Source organism: Streptomyces sp. NBC_01363 (genome assembly GCF_026340595.1).
Classification (GTDB): Bacteria; Actinomycetota; Actinomycetes; order Streptomycetales; family Streptomycetaceae; genus Streptomyces.
Map to the genome: position 1 here is coordinate 3,563,945 of NZ_JAPEPF010000001.1, position 16,237 is coordinate 3,580,181.

The 16,237-nt window shown below is 71.8% G+C and carries 16 protein-coding genes; 11 read left to right on the plus strand and 5 right to left on the minus strand.

Going from position 1 to position 16,237, the window contains the following annotated elements; all coding sequences use genetic code 11:
- Positions 1-112 precede the first annotated feature (112 nt).
- Entirely contained in the window at positions 113-1,255 is a 1,143-nt protein-coding gene (locus tag OG611_RS16410; protein ID WP_266420336.1) for a glycosyltransferase family 4 protein, read from the plus strand.
- A gap of 87 nt (positions 1,256-1,342) precedes the next feature.
- Here OG611_RS16410 and OG611_RS16415 read toward each other — a convergent pair whose 3' ends face one another.
- Positions 1,343-3,139 (minus strand): long-chain fatty acid--CoA ligase, encoded by a 1,797-nt coding sequence (locus OG611_RS16415; protein WP_266420339.1) that lies wholly within the window; start codon positions 3,137-3,139, stop codon positions 1,343-1,345.
- Between the two features lie 280 nt (positions 3,140-3,419).
- Between OG611_RS16415 and OG611_RS16420 the strand changes: the two genes are divergently transcribed.
- The 6 genes from OG611_RS16420 to OG611_RS16445 all read left to right on the plus strand — a co-directional run bounded on the left by OG611_RS16420 (position 3,420) and on the right by OG611_RS16445 (position 8,499).
- A complete protein-coding gene (locus OG611_RS16420) occupies positions 3,420-4,226 on the plus strand; it encodes a metallophosphoesterase (RefSeq protein ID WP_266420341.1) in 807 nt (268 codons plus the stop codon).
- 106 nt (positions 4,227-4,332) lie between these two features.
- Positions 4,333-4,782: an SRPBCC family protein gene (locus tag OG611_RS16425; RefSeq protein ID WP_072483258.1), complete on the plus strand. Its 450-nt coding sequence runs from the start codon at positions 4,333-4,335 to the stop codon at positions 4,780-4,782.
- Between the two features lie 4 nt (positions 4,783-4,786).
- Positions 4,787-6,103 (plus strand): ArsA family ATPase, encoded by a 1,317-nt coding sequence (locus tag OG611_RS16430; protein ID WP_266420345.1) that lies wholly within the window; start codon positions 4,787-4,789, stop codon positions 6,101-6,103.
- A gap of 83 nt (positions 6,104-6,186) precedes the next feature.
- Complete coding sequence (locus OG611_RS16435) at positions 6,187-6,645, plus strand: DUF5304 domain-containing protein (RefSeq protein ID WP_266420348.1); 459 nt, start codon at positions 6,187-6,189, stop codon at positions 6,643-6,645.
- A 74-nt stretch (positions 6,646-6,719) separates the two neighbouring features.
- On the plus strand, positions 6,720-7,661 hold the full coding sequence (locus OG611_RS16440; protein ID WP_266420350.1) for an ROK family glucokinase: 942 nt from the start codon (positions 6,720-6,722) through the stop codon (positions 7,659-7,661).
- A 79-nt stretch (positions 7,662-7,740) separates the two neighbouring features.
- Positions 7,741-8,499 (plus strand): endonuclease/exonuclease/phosphatase family protein, encoded by a 759-nt coding sequence (locus OG611_RS16445; protein ID WP_266420353.1) that lies wholly within the window; start codon positions 7,741-7,743, stop codon positions 8,497-8,499.
- Between the two features lie 92 nt (positions 8,500-8,591).
- On the opposite strand, the gene OG611_RS16450 is transcribed toward OG611_RS16445, so the two are convergent.
- On the minus strand, positions 8,592-9,269 hold the full coding sequence (locus OG611_RS16450; protein WP_266420355.1) for a hypothetical protein: 678 nt from the start codon (positions 9,267-9,269) through the stop codon (positions 8,592-8,594).
- A complete protein-coding gene (locus tag OG611_RS16455) occupies positions 9,262-10,041 on the minus strand; it encodes a carboxylesterase (protein WP_266425934.1) in 780 nt (259 codons plus the stop codon). The genes OG611_RS16450 and OG611_RS16455 overlap by 8 nt, the downstream gene beginning before the upstream one ends.
- 195 nt (positions 10,042-10,236) lie before the next feature.
- On the opposite strand from OG611_RS16455, the gene OG611_RS16460 reads away from it, so the two are divergent.
- The 4 genes from OG611_RS16460 (at position 10,237) to OG611_RS16475 (ending at position 14,071) form a co-directional block, all read left to right on the plus strand.
- Positions 10,237-10,980, plus strand: a complete 744-nt coding sequence (locus tag OG611_RS16460) for a 1-acyl-sn-glycerol-3-phosphate acyltransferase (RefSeq protein ID WP_266420358.1) — start codon at positions 10,237-10,239, stop codon at positions 10,978-10,980.
- Between the two features lie 47 nt (positions 10,981-11,027).
- Positions 11,028-12,251 (plus strand): MacS family sensor histidine kinase, encoded by a 1,224-nt coding sequence (locus OG611_RS16465; RefSeq protein ID WP_266420360.1) that lies wholly within the window; start codon positions 11,028-11,030, stop codon positions 12,249-12,251.
- A complete protein-coding gene (locus tag OG611_RS16470) occupies positions 12,248-12,940 on the plus strand; it encodes a response regulator transcription factor (RefSeq protein WP_266420363.1) in 693 nt (230 codons plus the stop codon). The genes OG611_RS16465 and OG611_RS16470 overlap by 4 nt, the downstream gene beginning before the upstream one ends.
- Positions 12,941-13,066: 126 nt before the next feature.
- On the plus strand, positions 13,067-14,071 hold the full coding sequence (locus OG611_RS16475; RefSeq protein ID WP_266420366.1) for a 2-hydroxyacid dehydrogenase: 1,005 nt from the start codon (positions 13,067-13,069) through the stop codon (positions 14,069-14,071).
- Positions 14,072-14,105: 34 nt separating this feature from the next.
- On the opposite strand, the gene OG611_RS16480 is transcribed toward OG611_RS16475, so the two are convergent.
- Both OG611_RS16480 and OG611_RS40905 read right to left on the minus strand, forming a co-directional pair.
- The gene (locus tag OG611_RS16480) at positions 14,106-16,040 is read right to left on the minus strand and encodes an anthranilate synthase family protein (protein ID WP_266420368.1); all 1,935 of its coding nucleotides are present in this window, start codon (positions 16,038-16,040) and stop codon (positions 14,106-14,108) included.
- A gap of 93 nt (positions 16,041-16,133) precedes the next feature.
- Positions 16,134-16,220, minus strand: coding sequence for a trp operon leader peptide (locus OG611_RS40905; protein ID WP_353962570.1), 87 nt, complete (start codon positions 16,218-16,220; stop codon positions 16,134-16,136).
- Positions 16,221-16,237: the final 17 nt, after the last annotated feature.

Below are 16,237 nucleotides of genomic sequence, written 5' to 3' on the forward strand. Positions count from 1 at the left end.
CGTTCTCGTCAGTGGGCACCCGGTGGGCACTCGGTGGATACGAGGAGACATGATGCCCGCACGGCCGGTGCCGGAGCCATCGGGCCCGGACCGCCCGGTACTGTCGGCCGGGATGGACAAGACCCTGATCGTGACCAACGACTTCCCGCCCCGCCCCGGCGGCATCCAGGCCTTTCTGCACAACATGGCACTGCGCCTGGACCCCGGACAGATCGTCGTGTACGCCTCGACCTGGAAGCGGACCCCCGAAGGCGTCGCGGCCACCGCCGCCTTCGACGCCGAGCAGCCGTTCACCGTCGTGCGCGACCCGACGACGATGCTGCTGCCGACCCCGCGGGTCACCCGGCGCGCGGTACGGCTGCTGCGCGAACACGGCTGCAGCTCCGTCTGGTTCGGCGCCGCGGCCCCGCTCGGGCTGATGGCGCCGGCGCTGCGCAGGGCCGGCGCCCGCCGCCTGGTCGCCACCACGCACGGGCACGAGGCGGGCTGGGCCCAGCTGCCCGCGGCGCGGCAGCTGCTGCGACGGATCGGCGAGGGCACGGACACGATCACCTACCTGGGGGAGTACACCCGCTCCCGGGTCGCCCCCGCGCTCACGCCCGGGGCCGCGGCGCGCATGGTCCAACTGCCGCCCGGCGTCGACGAGAAGACCTTCCACCCGGGGTCGGGCGGGGACCGGGTCAGGGCCGGGCTCGGCCTCGCGGACCGGCCCGTCGTCGTCTGCGTGTCACGGCTCGTGCCGCGCAAGGGCCAGGACACGCTGATCCTCGCGATGCCCGCGATCCTGGCGCAGGTGCCGGACGCGGTGCTCCTGATCGTGGGCGGCGGACCGTACGCCGAGGAGCTGAAGCGGCTGGCCGGGGAGACCGGGGTCGAGGAGTCCGTGTGGTTCACCGGACCGGTGCCGTGGGAGGAGCTGCCCGCCCACTACGGCGCGGGCGACGTCTTCGCCATGCCGTGCCGCACCCGTCGCGGCGGCCTGGACGTGGAGGGCCTCGGCATCGTCTTCCTGGAGGCGTCCGCGACCGGTCTGCCGGTGGTGGCGGGCGACTCGGGCGGCGCGCCCGACGCGGTGCTCGACGGCGAGACCGGGTGGGTGGTGCGCGGGGACAGCGTGGAGGAGTCGGCCGACCGGATCGTCACCCTGCTCCGCGACCCGGAGCTGCGGCAGCGGATGGGGGAGCGGGGGAGGGCCTGGGTCGAGGAGAAATGGCGCTGGGACCTGCTCGCCGAGCGGCTCCGGGCACTGCTTTGACGAACGAGAGGCCGTAGGTGCCCAGCACGCGTGGGAGGGGGCCCGCACCTGCCGTGCGGGCCCCCTCCCACGCATACGCCCCGGTCGTCAGCCCCGGTAGATCGCCTCGATCTCGTCCGCGTAGTCCTTCGCCACCACGTTCCGCTTCAGCTTCAGCGACGGCGTGATGTGGCCCGCCTCCTCGGTGAACTGCGAGTCCAGGATGCGGAACTTGCGTACCGACTCCGCCTTGGACACGGCCGCGTTCCCGTCGTCCACCGCCCGCTGCACCTCGGCCAGCAGCTCCGGGTCCTCGCGCAGCGAGCGGGCCGTCGAGCCGGCCGGCTTGCCGTGCTCCTCGGCCCAGCGGCCCAGGAACTCCTCGTCCAGGGTGACCAGCGCGCCCACGAACGGCCGTCCGTCGCCGACCACCATGCACTCGGCGACCAGGGCGTGCCCGCGGATCCGGTCCTCGATCACCGCAGGGGCGACGTTCTTGCCGCCCGCCGTGACGATGATCTCCTTCTTGCGGCCGGTGATCGCGAGATAGCCGTCCTCGTCGAGGGTGCCGATGTCGCCCGTGTGGAACCAGCCGTCGGCCAGTGCGTCGGCCGTCGCCGCCTCGTTGTTCCAGTAGCCGGTGAACAGGTGCTCGCCGTGCAGCAGCACCTCGCCGTCGTCCGCGATCCGCACGACCGAACCGGGCAGCGGCTGGCCGACCGTACCGATCTTCTGCCGGTCCCACGGGTTGAAGGCGGTGGCCGCGCAGGTCTCGGTCAGGCCGTAGCCCTCCAGGACCGTGAAGCCGATCCCGCGGTAGAAGTGGCCGAGCCGTTCGCCCAGCGGCGCGCCGCCGGAGATCGCGTACTCGCCGCGCCCGCCGAGCACCGCCCGCAGCTTGCCGTAGACCAGCCGGTCGAAGACCTTGTGCTTCAACTTCAGGCCCAGGGGCGGGCCCTGGGGGGTGCCCAGCGCGCGGCTGTAGGCGATCGCCGTGTTGGCGGCCTTGTCGAAGATCTTTCCCTTGCCGTCGGCCTGCGCCTTGGCGCGCGCCGCGTTGTACACCTTCTCGAAGACCCGCGGCACGCCGAGGATCAACGTCGGCCGGAACGAGGCCAGTTCATCGGTGAGGTGCTTGATGTCCGGTACGCAGCCGAGCTTGATCGGGGCCATCACCGAGGCCACCTCGACCAGCCGTCCGAAGACATGCGCGGCGGGCAGGAAGAGCAGCACGGAGCACTCGCCGGTACGGAAGAGCGGCTTCAGCCGTTCCACCACGTTGCCGCACTCGGCGAAGAAGCTGCGGTGCGTGAGCACACAGCCCTTGGGGCGGCCGGTGGTGCCCGAGGTGTAGACGACGGTGGCCGGGTCGTCCGCCTTGGCGCTCACCATCCGCAGGTCCAGCGTCTCGTCCGAGACGTCCTCCCCGATCGCCGTCAGCCGGCGGATCGCGTCGTCCTCGATCTGCCAGATGCCCTTCAGGGCCGGCAGGTCCGCCTGGACGGAGACCACGGAGGCCCGGTGCGCGTCGGATTCCACGAGGCACAGCGCGGCGCCGGAGTCGCCGAGGATCCACTGGATCTGCTCGGGCGAGCTGGTCTCGTACACCGGGACGGTGACCGCGCCCGCGCTCCAGATCGCGAAGTCGAGCAGTACCCACTCGTAGCGGGTGCGCGAGAGCAGGGCAACCCGGTCACCGGCGTCGACGCCCGCGGCGATCAGACCCTTGGCGACGCCTCTGACCTCGGCCAGGAACTGCGTGGCGTCGACATCGGTCCACGCACTCCCCACCTTGCGGCTCATCACCGCGACATCGGGATGCTGAGCGGCATTGCGGCGGATGAGATCCGTCAGGTTGCCGTCCGAGGGGACCTCGTACAGGGCCGGAAGGCTGAACTCGCGCAAGACTGCTGCTCCTCATCGGGCTCCGGTGCCACGGCTCTGTGTGACGCACCGGCTGCGGTCCAAGATTGGCAGGTGCTCAGTGGGGTGAGCACGACTGGACTGCCCGGACGTTACCCACGAGTACTCGGTTCCCGATAGGGGGTTCCGGCCAGATGTCTTATGCGTCACACACCACGCTGATCCTTGGGCGCACAGTAGTCCACCCGTGTGACCGGGCGGCGATATTCGCAGGTCCGGCGGCCTCTACCGAGGCGACCGGCAGAGTTCTAAGGTGATCGTCATGCGAGCCGGACCGGACAGCCCAGGCACATCGACCCGACAGCGCACCCGCATCCACGTCGTCAGCGACGTGCATGGCCACACCGAGGCGCTGGCCCGTGCCGGGAACGGCGCCGACGCACTGGTCTGCCTCGGTGACCTGGTGCTTTTCCTCGACTACGCCGACCACTCGCGCGGCATCTTCCCCGACCTCTTCGGGGTGGAGAACGCCGACCGGATCGTCGCGCTGCGCACCGCGCGCCGCTTCGAGGAGGCCCGCGAGTTCGGCCGCGGCCTGTGGGCGGGCATGGACCGCAACGCCGCGATCGTCTCGGCGGTGCGCAAGCAGTACGCCGCACTCTTCGCGGCCTTCCCCACACCGACGTACGCCACCTACGGCAACGTCGACATCCCCGGCCTGTGGTCCGAGTACGCACACCCCGGCACCACCGTCCTGGACGGCGAACGGGTCGAGATCGGCGGCCGGGTGTTCGGCTTCGTCGGCGGCGGCCTGAAGACCCCGATGAACACCCCGTACGAGATCGGCGACGAGGAGTACGCGGCGAAGATCGAGGCGATCGGCCCGGTCGACGTGCTCTGCACCCACATCCCGCCCGAGGTCCCGGAGCTGACGTACGACACGGTGGCACGCCGCTTCGAGCGCGGCAGCCGGGCCCTGCTGGACGCCATCCGCCGCACCCGCCCGCGGTACGCGCTGTTCGGCCACGTCCACCAGCCGCTGGTCCGCCGGATGCGGATCGGTGCCACCGAATGCGTGAACGTCGGCCACTTCGCGTCCACCGGCAGGCCCTGGGCCCTGGAGTGGTGACAACACCGGCACGGACCCTGGGACGAGGCGCCGCGCACACGCGATAGCCTTCTGACGGCAGGCCTCTGCCGACGCACCGGTACACCGCACTGGAGGAGCCACGGCGATGGCTGAACACACCAGCTCGAGCATCACGATCGAGGCGGCACCGGCCGACGTCATGGGAGTGATCGCCGACTTCGCCCGCTATCCGGAGTGGACCGGCGAGGTCAAGGAGGCCGAGGTCCTCTCCACCGACGACCACGGCCGCGCCGAGAAGGTCCGCCTCGTCCTCGACGCCGGAGCGATCAAGGACGACCACACGCTCGCCTACACCTGGATCGGCGACTACGAGGTCAGCTGGACCCTCGTCAAGTCCCAGATGCTGCGCGCCATCGACGGCTCCTACGCGCTGGCCCCGCTCGGCGACGGCGACCGCACCGAGGTCACCTACCGGCTGACCGTCGACGTCAAGATCCCGATGCTCGGCATGATCAAGCGCAAGGCGGAGAAGGTCATCATCGACCGGGCCCTGGCCGGTCTGAAGAAGCGTGTCGAGTCCGTCCCGAAGGCCTGACCGGATGCGTACGGTCCTCGTCACCGGCCCCGGCGGCGCCGGCCGTACCACCGTCGCGGCGGCGACCGCGCTGGCCGCCGCCCGCCGCGGCAGGCGCACCCTGCTGCTGACGGCCGACGGCATACCCGGCTTTCCCGACAGCACCGAACCCACCGAGGTCACCGACGGGCTGTGGTCCGCCCGCATCGACTCCGGCGAGCACTTCCGCGGCGAACTCCTCGCCCTCCAGGACCAGGCCTCCGCCGTACTCGACCTGCTCGGCGGGAACCGGCTGGACGGCGAGGAACTGACCGAGCTCCCCGGCAGCTCCGAGCTCGCCCTCCTGCACACCCTGCGCCGCGCCGCCGAGGGCGACTGGTCGCGCCGCGGCCACGACCTCCTCGTCGTCGACCTGCCACCACTGCGCGAAGCACTCGCCCTGCTGGCCCTCCCCGAGCAGCTGCGCCGCTATCTGCGCCGGCTGCTTCCCCCGGAACGCCAGGCCGCCCGCGCCCTGCGCCCGATGCTCGCCCAGCTCGCCGGCGTGCCCATGCCCGCCCAGTGGCTGTACGAGGCAGCCGCCCGCAGGGATGCCGAGCTGGCCGCCGTCCAGGCCCTGATCGAGGACCGCAACACCACGCTCCGGCTGGTCGCGGAGCCCGGCCCCGCCGCCGAGGAAGCCCTGCGCACCGCCCGCACCGGCCTCGCCCTGCACGGACTGCGGGTCGACACCCTCGCGGTGAACCGGGTGCTGCCCAGGCACTCGGCCGACCCCTGGTTCGCGGAGCTCGCCGCGCAGCAGGAGAAGACCGTCGACCGCTGGTACGAGGAATGGGTGCCCGAGGCCGCGCTGTGCGAGGTGCCCCACCTCGGCCGCGACCCGCGGGGCCTCGACGACCTCGCCCGCCTCGACACCACGGCCGCCTGCACCGTCTTCGAGACGGCCGGCACCGGTGGCGGCCTCTTCGAGGGCGACGGACTGGCCTCGGAACTGGACGGGCGGAGCCCCGGCCGGGCCGACGACCCCTGGTGGATCGAGAGCCCCGACGTCCCGGACGGCCTCGACGGGCTGCTGCCCGGCGGCCGGATCGTGACCGCCCCGCCGTCCGGCGACGGCGACCCGGTCCTCGTCTGGTGCCTGCCGCTGCCCGGCGCCGTCAAGAAGGACCTCCAGCTGGTCCGCCGTGGCGACGAGCTGCTGCTCACGGTCGGCCCGTTCCACCGGATCGTCCCGCTGGAATCAGGACTGCGCCGCTGTACCGTCTCCGGCGCCGCTCTCACCGACGGGGTGCTCCGGGTCCGGTTCACCCCGGATCCCGGACTGTGGCCGAGGACGGGCTGAACGGCGCCCCACGGTTCGGGTAACGTCGGTAGTACGTGCCCCGTATGCCGGGCCGCCGGCACACCACGTCGCAGGAGTCCGCCATGAGCGATGCCACCGATCGTCCCGTCGACGACGACGCGTGGGCGAAGGCCTGCGCCGAGGACCTCGAAGCGGAGAAGGCCCGCCGCCGGGCCCAGCACGGCCCGCCGCCCGGCTCCGCCGCCGAGGAACTGCGCAAGCTGGTCGACGCCGTGGCCGACAAGGTCTCGTCCCTCCAGTCGCCGCTGTTCGGCGCGGCGGCCCAGGGCACCGTGCAGCAGTTCATCAAGCAGGCGAAGTCCGCGGTCGAGCCCGTCATCGAGCGCAATCCGGACGTCTTCGACCACATCGCCGCGGCCGGCAGCGAACTCCTCGCCGCGTACCGCTCCGCCGTCGAAGGCCAGGAACGCCGCTGGACCCAGGGGGCCGGGGACCCCGCAGGCAACGAAAAGAAGGCCGACGACCCCTCCGACCCCCGTGACGAGGGCCCCGCCGCGGGCGAACACATCGACCTGGACTGACCGGCCCCGAAGGGCCGGGCCCCGGGCTCGGGTACGGTTGGCCCCAGCGGGGCTCGACCGGAACTGAGGGATTCATGGGACTCACCATCGGCGTCGATATCGGCGGCACGAAGATCGCGGCGGGAGTGGTCGACGAAGAGGGCCGGATCCTCTCGACGTTCAAGGTGCCGACCCCGCCGACGGCTGAAGGCATCGTGGACGCGATCGCGTCGGCCGTGTCCGGCGCGAGCGAGGGCCACCAGATCGATGCCGTCGGCATCGGTGCGGCCGGATACGTCGACGACAAGCGCGCCACCGTGCTGTTCGCGCCGAACATCAACTGGCGGCACGAGCCGCTGAAGGACAAGGTCGAACAGCGCGTCGGCCTTCCGGTCGTCGTCGAGAACGACGCCAACGCGGCCGCCTGGGGCGAATACCGCTTCGGCGCCGGACAGGGCCACGACGACGTCATCTGCATCACGCTCGGCACCGGTCTCGGTGGCGGGATCATCATCGGCAACAAGCTGCGCCGCGGACGCTTCGGCGTGGCCGCCGAGTTCGGCCACATCCGGGTCGTCCCGGACGGTCTGCTCTGCGGCTGCGGCAGCCAGGGCTGCTGGGAGCAGTACGCGTCCGGGCGCGCACTCGTCCGGTACGCCAAGCAGCGCGCCAACGCCACCCCCGAGAACGCCACGATCCTGCTGTCGCTCGGCGACGGCACGGTGGACGGCATCGAGGGCAAGTACATCAGCCAGGCCGCGCGGCAGGGCGACCCGGTGGCGGTCGACTCGTTCCGCGAGCTGGCCCGCTGGGCCGGCGCCGGACTCGCCGACCTCGCCTCGCTCTTCGACCCGTCCGCGTTCATCGTCGGCGGCGGCGTGTCGGACGAGGGCGAGCTGGTGCTCGACCCGATCCGCAAGTCGTTCCGGCGCTGGCTGATCGGCGGCGAATGGCGCCCGCACGCCCAGGTGCTCGCGGCCCAACTGGGCGGCAAGGCCGGGCTGGTGGGCGCGGCGGACCTGGCCCGCCAGGGCTAGAGCCTGTCCGGGCCGACCGTGACCGGACGCCCGTCGCGCCCCTGTGGGAGCGGCGGGCGTCCGTCGTATCGTGAGACACATGGTCCTGACGCCACTGCCCGACTCCCGTACCGAGCCGGATGGTTCGGCCGTCATCCGAGTGCTCAGCTACAACATCCGGTCGATGCGCGACGACCGCGAGGCGCTGGCCCGCGTCATCAGCGCCTGCGCCCCCGACCTGGTCTTCATCCAGGAAGCCCCGCGCTTCTTCCGCTGGCGCAAGCGCGCGGCCTGGCTCGCGGCCCGTACCGACCTGGTCCTCCTCAGCGGCGGTGCCACGGCGGCCGGGCCGCTGCTGCTCTGCTCGCTGCGGGCCACCGTGGAGCGGACGGAGGACGTGCTGCTGCCGCTCACCCCCGGACTGCACCGCAGGGGCTTCGCCACGTCGGTGGTGCGGATCGCGGGCACCCGGATCGGTCTGCTGAGCTTCCATCTGAGCCTGCAGCGCGACGAACGCCTGGCCCAGGCGGAGCTGTTGCTGGAGCGGCTGGACGCGATGGGCGTCGAGCACGCCATCGCGGCCGGCGACCTCAACGACGTACCGACCGGGAGCGCGTTCCGGCGGCTGGCCGAGCGGCTCCAGGACTGCTGGGCGGTCCGGCCGTGGGGCGAGGAGAACACCTACGCGCCGGATCAACCGCGACGGCGCATCGACGCGGTCTTCGCGACGGACGGGATCGAGGTGCTCGGATGCGGTGTCCCCGCCGGGCTGCCCGGTGTCACCGACGCGGACCTGCGGGCGGCCACCGACCATCTGCCGGTGCTGGCGGCGCTGCGGGTGCCCGCGATCAGGCCCTGAGCGGGCGGCGGCCCGCCCGCCGCAGCGCCCCGGTCCGAGGGGCTGTCGGGTGACCTCGGACCGGAAAGCGGACGTGGTCACCCGACAGCGTCTCAGACCACCGCCCCGCGCCCGGGGTCGTCGCCGTCCTCGTCGTCGTCGTTCATCCGTGCCACCAGGGTGACGAAACCGCCCAGGAAGCCGCCGATGCAGATCGTCGTGAGCCACCAGGTCATGTCCCACCGCAGCAGCACCGCGAGCAGCATCAGCACCGGACCGCCGACGACCGCGAGCCAGGCGAACTTCGCCGTGACATCGGCCTCCGGCAACGGCGGCGGCTCCGGGGGGACGAAATGCCCCTCGTCGCTCCCGTCGAGATCGTCGTCCTTCGGCTCGGCGACCTCGTAGTCGCGCGGGCCCCCGACGCCGGGGGCGAACACGATCGAGCTGCCGAGCGGCTTCTCCGGCGGCTTCGCGGACTTCTTCCCGAGCCCCTTGTCCGGATCCAGGACGTCGGGCTGGTCGTCCTCCGGCAGGGCGAGATCCTCGATCGACCTGAACGGCTTGGCGCCCGGTGGGTCCGGCGGCTCCTCGCCGTACCCCGCGACGATGGCCTGCCACGCCGCGTCCTCGTCGACCGACGGCTCGGACCGGCTGCCGTCGGCGCCCGCCGCCTCCCGGGCAGCGGCGTCCTGCGGGCCCGTGCCGTCGTCGGGCACGGCCGCTCCCTCCGCGGGAAGGGGCTCGCGCTCCTCCTCGCTGCCCGCGCGCTCCGCGTCGTGCTCAGCCACCTGACGTGCTCCCCTTCTTTCCGACGCTCGGGGCGAGGCGGCCGATGAACCGGTAGCTCTCGTCGAAGATCCGCTCCGCATCGTGGTCCAACGTCGCGACGTGGTAACTCTGTTCCAGCAGGATCTCCTCGACGTCCGTCGACGACACCCGGCTGAGGATGCGGGCCGAGTCGGCGGGCGGCACCACATGGTCCTGCGGGCTGTGCAGCAGCACGATCGGCTGGGTGACCTGGGGCAGCTCGGCGTCGACCAGGCGGAAGAACTTCCGCAGCGAATGCGCCGCGTGCAACGGCACCCGGTCGTACCCCACCTCGTCGGAGCCCGGCAGGGCGATGTCGCTCGCCAGCCCCTTCGTCGTCCGTACCAGATGGCGGGCGACCGGCAGCGCGTACGCCGACAGGCCGTGCACCTTGTTCGCCGGGTTGACCAGCACCAGACCGCTGATCGCGTCCCCGTGCTTCGCCGCCAGCCGCAGCGTCAGTGCGCCTCCCATGGACAGTCCGAAGACGAAGACCTGGCCGCACCGCTCCAGCAGGGCGCGCAGCTCCCGGTCCACCTCCGCGTACCAGTCCTGCCAGCCCGTGAGCTGCATGTCCTCCCAGCGGGTGCCGTGCCCCGGCAGCAGGGGCAGCGAGACGGTGAGCCCGCGCTCCGCCAGGTATTCCGCCCAGGGGCGCAGCGACTGCGGGGAACCGGTGAATCCGTGGCAGAGGAGGACGCCGACCTCTCCGCCCTCGTGGCGGAACGGCTCGGCTCCAGGAAGGACCGGCACCGGGGTCTCCTGTTCGTGAGGCTCGAAGGGGAGCGAAAGGGGGGAGTGCAGAAGGATTACTTCACCGTACGCGACCGGGCTGACACCGACCAGGGTCGTCACCGCCTCCGGCCGCCGCATCGGCTCCCTGCCGGGCGGGAGCGGGGGCGGCCCACGGGTTAAGGTCTGTCGGACAGCACACAGGAGGCACCCGAGTTGATCTACGGCGCAATGAAGTTCTCCATCGGCGGCTCGCTGAAGCTTGCCTTCCGGCCATGGGTGGAGGGCCTGGAGAACATTCCCGCGCAGGGACCGGCGATCCTCGCGAGCAATCACCTGTCGTTCTCGGACTCCTTCTTCCTGCCGGCCGTCCTGGACCGCAAGGTCACCTTCATCGCCAAGTCGGAGTACTTCACCGCACCCGGCGTGAAGGGCAAGCTGACCGCGGCCTTCTTCAAGGGCGTCGGCCAGCTCCCGGTGGACCGCTCGGGAGCCCGCGGCGCCGGTGAGGCGGCCATCAAGGCGGGCATCGAGGTCATCGAGAGCGGCGGCCTCTTCGGCATCTACCCGGAGGGCACCCGTTCGCCCGACGGCCGTCTCTACCGGGGCAAGCCCGGCGGGCTCGCCAGGGTGGCGCTGGCCACCGGAGCGCCCGTCATCCCCGTCGCGATGATCGACACGGAGAAGATCCAGCCGCCCGGCCAGGTGATGCCCAAGCTGATGCGCCCGGGGATCAGGATCGGCAAGCCGCTCGACTTCAGCCGCTACCACGGCATGGACGGGGACCGCTTCATCCTGCGCTCGGTCACCGACGAGGTGATGTACGAGATCATGAAGCTCTCCGGCCAGGAGTACGTCGACATCTACGCGACGGCGGCCAAGCGGCAGATCGCGGACGAGGCGAAGCGCCACGCCGAGGCGGAGAAGCACAAGGGCGACGAGTCCGGAACGCAAGGCTGAAGGAACGGTACGGCGCGCGCGCCGGTGCCGTACGGGGGGTGGGGGATGTGGCCAGGCGCGAGCGCGTCGTACGGATGTCGGTCGAGCAGCCGCTGTGGAGTGCGCTGACGGCGTACCGCATCCTGACGATGCTGTACGCGGTCCTGCTCTCCGTCTTCGGCCGGGAGAAGTACGACCGGCCGTGGGTGGCCATCGCCTTCCTGGCGGTGATGGTGGTCTGGACGCTCGCCACCCTTCCGAAGGTCTCGGGCGCCGCCGCCTGCACCAAGCGTTTCCTCGGCGCCGATCTGACCATCGCCCTGGCCGGGATACTCCTCACCCCGCTCGCCGACTTCGAGGCCCAGCAGGTCGACGGCCCGACGCTGCCATCGATCTGGACCGCGGGTTCCGTGCTGGCCTTCGCGATCAAGGGCGGCTGGCGCTGGGCGGCCTTCGCCTCCACCTTCGTCGCCGTCGTCAACATCATCGAGCGCGGCGACCCCAGCCGGGACACCTTCCACAACGTGCTGCTGGTCTGGGTCGCGTCCATCGCGATCGGGTACGTCGTCGAGGTCGCCAGGGCCAGTGAGCGGACCCTCGCCCGCGCCCTGGAGATCGAGGCCGCCACCCGGGAGCGGGAACGGCTGGCCCGGGACATCCACGACAGCGTGCTCCAGGTCCTCGCGATGGTGCAGCGCCGCGGCACCGCGCTCGGCGGGGAGGCGGCCGAGCTGGGCCGGATGGCCGGGGAGCAGGAGGTCGCCCTGCGCACCCTGGTCTCCACCGGCCTCGTCCCCACCACCCGGGTCTCCGAGGACGCCGCCGAGGGCGCCGTGGTCCGCAGCGTGGAGGTCGACGACGAACCGTCCGGCCGCGCCGACTGCGATCTGCGCTCCCTGCTCGCCCCGCACGCCGGCTCCCGGGTCAGCTTCGCGGAGCCGGGCGCCCCGGTGCTGCTCGCTCCCGCGGCCGCGATGGAGCTGGCGGCCGCTGTCAGTGCTGCCCTGGACAATGTCAGGGTCCACGCGGGGGAGAATGCCCAGGCCTGGATCCTCGTCGAGGACTGGCCGGACGAGGTGATCGTGACGGTCCGGGACGACGGCCCGGGAATCCCGGAGGGGCGGCTCGCCCAGGCCGAGGGGGAGGGACGGATGGGGGTGGCCCTGTCGATCCGGGGGAGGCTGCGCGACCTGGGCGGTACGGCGGAGTTGATCTCCGTGCCCGGCCAGGGCACCGAGGTCGAGTTGAAGGTTCCGAAGGTTTCACGGGGGAAGGCAGGATCAGCGAGATGAGCACGGAGAACACCCAGGGCGCCGAGGAGCAGGCCATCAGGGTGATGGTGGTGGACGACCATCCGATGTGGCGCGACGCCGTCGCCCGTGACCTTTCCGAGTCGGGCTTCGACGTGGTGGCGACCGCCGGTGACGGACCGCAGGCGGTCCGCAGGGCGAAGGCCGTCACCCCCGATGTCCTCGTGCTCGACCTCAACCTGCCCGGTATGCCCGGCGTCCAGGTCTGCAAGGAGCTCGTCGGCTCCCACCCCGGGCTGCGGGTGCTGGTGCTCTCCGCGAGCGGTGAGCACGCCGACGTACTGGAAGCGGTCAAGTCCGGCGCCACCGGCTATCTGCTCAAGTCGGCCAGTACGCAGGAGCTGACCGAGGCCGTGCGGTCCACCGCCGTCGGCGACCCCGTCTTCACGCCGGGCCTGGCCGGACTGGTCCTCGGCGAATACCGCAGGCTCGCCTCCGACCCCACGCCGGTCGCCTCCGACGAACCCAAGGCCCCACAGCTCACCGAGCGCGAGACCGAGGTGCTGCGGCTGGTCGCCAAGGGGCTCTCGTACAAGCAGATCGCCGAGCGGCTGGTCATCTCGCACCGCACCGTGCAGAACCACGTGCAGAACACCCTGGGCAAGCTCCAGTTGCACAACCGGGTGGAGCTCGTGCGGTACGCGATCGAGCGCGGCCTCGACGACGCCTGAGCACCGCGGCCCCGGCCGCCGGCCGGCCCGTTCGGCCGAGCGGCGCGGCAAGGGCATGGGCCGTATATTCGCGATGACCGGCCCCTGCCCCTGATCCGCTGATCCGTGCGACGAACGGGAGAAGTCGTGGAAATCCTGGCATTCGGCGTGCAGTCCGACGAGAAGCCGCTGATCGAGAAGGCCTTCGCCGGGCAGCACGAGGTCCGTTGCCTGGACGTCTTCCTGAACAAGGACACCGCCCCCATCGCGGCGGGTTACGAGATCATCTCCACCAGCGTCAACGCCGACCTGGGCGCCGGCGTCCTGCAGACCCTGGCGGCGGGCGGCACGCAGATGATCGCCCAGCGCTCCACCGGCTTCAACAACATCGACCTCGACGTCGCCGAACGCCTCGCCCTGCGGGTCGCCCGGGTCTCGTACTACTCGCCGTACTCGGTCGCCGAATTCGCCTGGACCCTCGCGATGGCCGTCAACCGCCGGATCATCCGGGCCGCGAGCCGCACCCGCGACTTCGACTTCCGGCTCGACGGACTGCTCGGCCGGGACATGCGCGGCCGTACGGCGGGCGTGATCGGCACCGGCAAGATCGGCGAGGCCTTCACCCGTATCGCCCACGGCTTCGGCATGGAACTGCTCGGCTGGGACGTCGCCGAGAACCCCGCCTGCCTCGCGCTCGGCATGAAGTACGTGGAGAAGGAGCGACTGCTCGCCGAGTCCGACCTGATCAGCCTGCACGTCCCGCTGCTGCCGGCGACCCACCACATCATCGGCGAGGACGCCCTGGCCCGGATGAAGGACGACGCGATCCTGGTCAACTCCAGTCGCGGCGGACTCATCGACACCACGGCGCTGGTCACCGAGCTGCGCGCGGGCCGCTTCTTGGGCGTCGGACTCGATGTGTACGAGGCGGAGGCCGGGCTCTTCTTCCTGGACAAGTCGCTGGAGGGCGTCGACGACGACACCCTGGCCCGGCTCGTCACCTTCCCGAACGTCATCGTCACCTCGCACCAGGCGTACTACACCGAGGACGCCGTGGGGCAGATCATCGACGCCACCGTGCAGAACGTCGCCGACTACCTGGCCGGCCGGCGCAGCGACAACGTCCTGGTCCCGGCGCTCCCGGCGAGCTGAGACCCCGGATCGCCCCGGGGTCCCGTCCGCCCCTTCAGCCGGCCACCGGCAGCCCCGCCAGCAGCTCCGCCACGATGGCCGCGCCGCGCAGCGTCAGCACCGACTCCGGGTGGAACTGCACCGAGGCGAAGCCCGGCCCGCGCAGCGCGTGCAGCTCACCGGTCGCCGCGTCCACGCTCGCCCCGACACCGTGCGCCGCGAGCTCGGTGACCACCGCCTCGTCGCAGCGCGCGGTGAAGCTGTTGTAGAAGCCGACCGTCTCCGGCCGCCCGAACAGCTCGATCCGGGTCTGCGCGCCCTGGTGCGGCACGGTCTTGCGGACGATCTCCAGACCCAGCTCCGCCGCGATCAGCTCATGGCCGAGGCAGACCCCCAGCAGGCCGTGCCGGTGATCACGGACCAGCTCCGCGGCGAGCCCGCGCAGCAGCCGCATCTTCGGATCGGCGGTGTCGCCCGGATTCCCCGGCCCCGGACCCAGCACGACCGGACCCTCGTGCGCCCGCACCCGTTCGCGCAGCCCCGGCTCGTCGTAGCGGTGCACCGACACATCGAGGCCCGAGGAACGGAGCAGATGCGCCAGCATCGCGGTGAAGGTGTCCTCCCCGTCGATCACCAGCGCCCGCCCGGACAGCTGGTGCGTACGCTCCTGCATCCGCAGCCAGAACGGCGCGAGACCGTCCCGCCGGGCGTCCAGCGCGGCCTGCACGCGCGGGTCGCCCGCCAGCCGCGGCCGGGCCGCCTCGTCCCGCGGCCGGCCGGGCCGCACCCCCAGCGCGGCGAGCACACCGGCCGCCTTCGCATGGGTCTCGGCGACCTCGCCGTCCGGATCGGAGTGCCGCACGAGCGTCGCCCCGACCGGCACCCGCAGCTGCCCGTCGGCCGAGATGTCGGCGGTACGGATCAGGATCGGCGAGTCCAGGGTCTGCGCCCCGCCCGGCTCCTGCCGCAACAGGGCCAGGGCCCCCGCGTAGTAGCCGCGCCCGCCGGGCTCGTACCGCTCGATGACCCGGCAGGCGTTCTGCACCGGGGAGCCGGTGACCGTCGCCGCGAACATGGTCTCCTTCAGCACCTCCCGCACATCCAGCGAGGAGCGCCCGCGCAGCTCGTACTCCGTATGGGCGAGATGGGCCATCTCCTTGAGCCGCGGCCCGATCACCACCCCGCCCATGTCGCCGACGGTGCACATCATCTTGAGCTCCTCGTCGACCACCATGGAGAGCTCCTCGGTCTCCTTGCGGTCGGCGAGGAAGGCCAGCAGACCTTCCGGGGTCGGGCCCTCGGCGGGGTAGCGGTACGTCCCGCTGATCGGGTTCATCACGACCGTCCCGCCGGACATCCGCACATGCACCTCGGGACTGGCGCCGACCAGCGTCCGCCCGCCCGTCGCCCGCCGCCCCGACGGGGAGGGCCCTTCGGGTCCGCTGTCACCCGTGTGCACGACGAAGGTCCAGTACGCGCCGCGCTCACCGGCCAGCAGCCGCCGGAAGAGGGCCAGTGCGTCGGCCCGGCCGAAGCCGGGGATCTCTCCCCGGAAGGTCCGCCGGATGACGAAGTTCGCGCCCTCGCCCTGCCCGATCTCGTCCTCGACGACCCGCCGGACGATCCCGGCGTACTCCTCGTCCCCGACGTCGAACGCGCCGCCCTCGACCCGCACGTCCCGGACCGGCAGACGGTCCAGCACCTCGGCGAGCGGCAGCTCGTACGTCTCGTCCGCGACCAGCACGGACAGCGGCGTCCCGTCGTCGCGCACATCGAAACCGCGCTCGGCGATCTGCCGGAACGGCACCAGGGCGAGCGAGGGCAGCTCACCGACCGGGAGATCGGCGAGCCGGTCCACTTCCCGCACCCGGCCGATCAGCACCTCGACGGTGTCCTGGTCGCGGCCGGGGGTGCGCCTGCGCAGCAGCGCGAACGGCGGGCAGTCGTCACTCAGGAGTCTGTGGACGACGACATCGGTGCGGTGAGGCATGGGGGTGTTCCTTCCGGATGGAGGAACGGCTCCCGAAAACGCGGAAAAGGCCGCCCCTCGGGCGGCCTTCGCGTGGTCTGTCGCGCGCGATTGTCAGCGGGCCGCCGGATGAGCGGTCCACCACCAGTTCTGGTTTGTCTGCGCGAACATGTCCTGAACCCTAGCGGACGCCGATGACATCCGAGCACGCGTCTCAT

Excerpts from the sequence above, each read along its gene's own strand:
- OG611_RS16410 (WP_266420336.1), top strand. The coding sequence starts at position 113 with ATGGACAAGACCCTGATCGTGACCAACGACTTCCCGCCCCGCCCCGGC.
- OG611_RS40905 (WP_353962570.1), bottom strand. The coding sequence starts at position 16,220 with ATGTCATCGGCGTCCGCTAGGGTTCAGGACATGTTCGCGCAGACAAAC.
- OG611_RS16480 (WP_266420368.1), bottom strand. The coding sequence starts at position 16,040 with ATGCCTCACCGCACCGATGTCGTCGTCCACAGACTCCTGAGTGACGAC.
- OG611_RS16425 (WP_072483258.1), top strand. The coding sequence starts at position 4,333 with ATGGCTGAACACACCAGCTCGAGCATCACGATCGAGGCGGCACCGGCC.
- OG611_RS16435 (WP_266420348.1), top strand. The coding sequence starts at position 6,187 with ATGAGCGATGCCACCGATCGTCCCGTCGACGACGACGCGTGGGCGAAG.
- OG611_RS16440 (WP_266420350.1), top strand. The coding sequence starts at position 6,720 with ATGGGACTCACCATCGGCGTCGATATCGGCGGCACGAAGATCGCGGCG.
- OG611_RS16445 (WP_266420353.1), top strand. The coding sequence starts at position 7,741 with ATGGTCCTGACGCCACTGCCCGACTCCCGTACCGAGCCGGATGGTTCG.
- OG611_RS16420 (WP_266420341.1), top strand. The coding sequence starts at position 3,420 with ATGCGAGCCGGACCGGACAGCCCAGGCACATCGACCCGACAGCGCACC.
- OG611_RS16470 (WP_266420363.1), top strand. The coding sequence starts at position 12,248 with ATGAGCACGGAGAACACCCAGGGCGCCGAGGAGCAGGCCATCAGGGTG.
- OG611_RS16430 (WP_266420345.1), top strand. The coding sequence starts at position 4,787 with ATGCGTACGGTCCTCGTCACCGGCCCCGGCGGCGCCGGCCGTACCACC.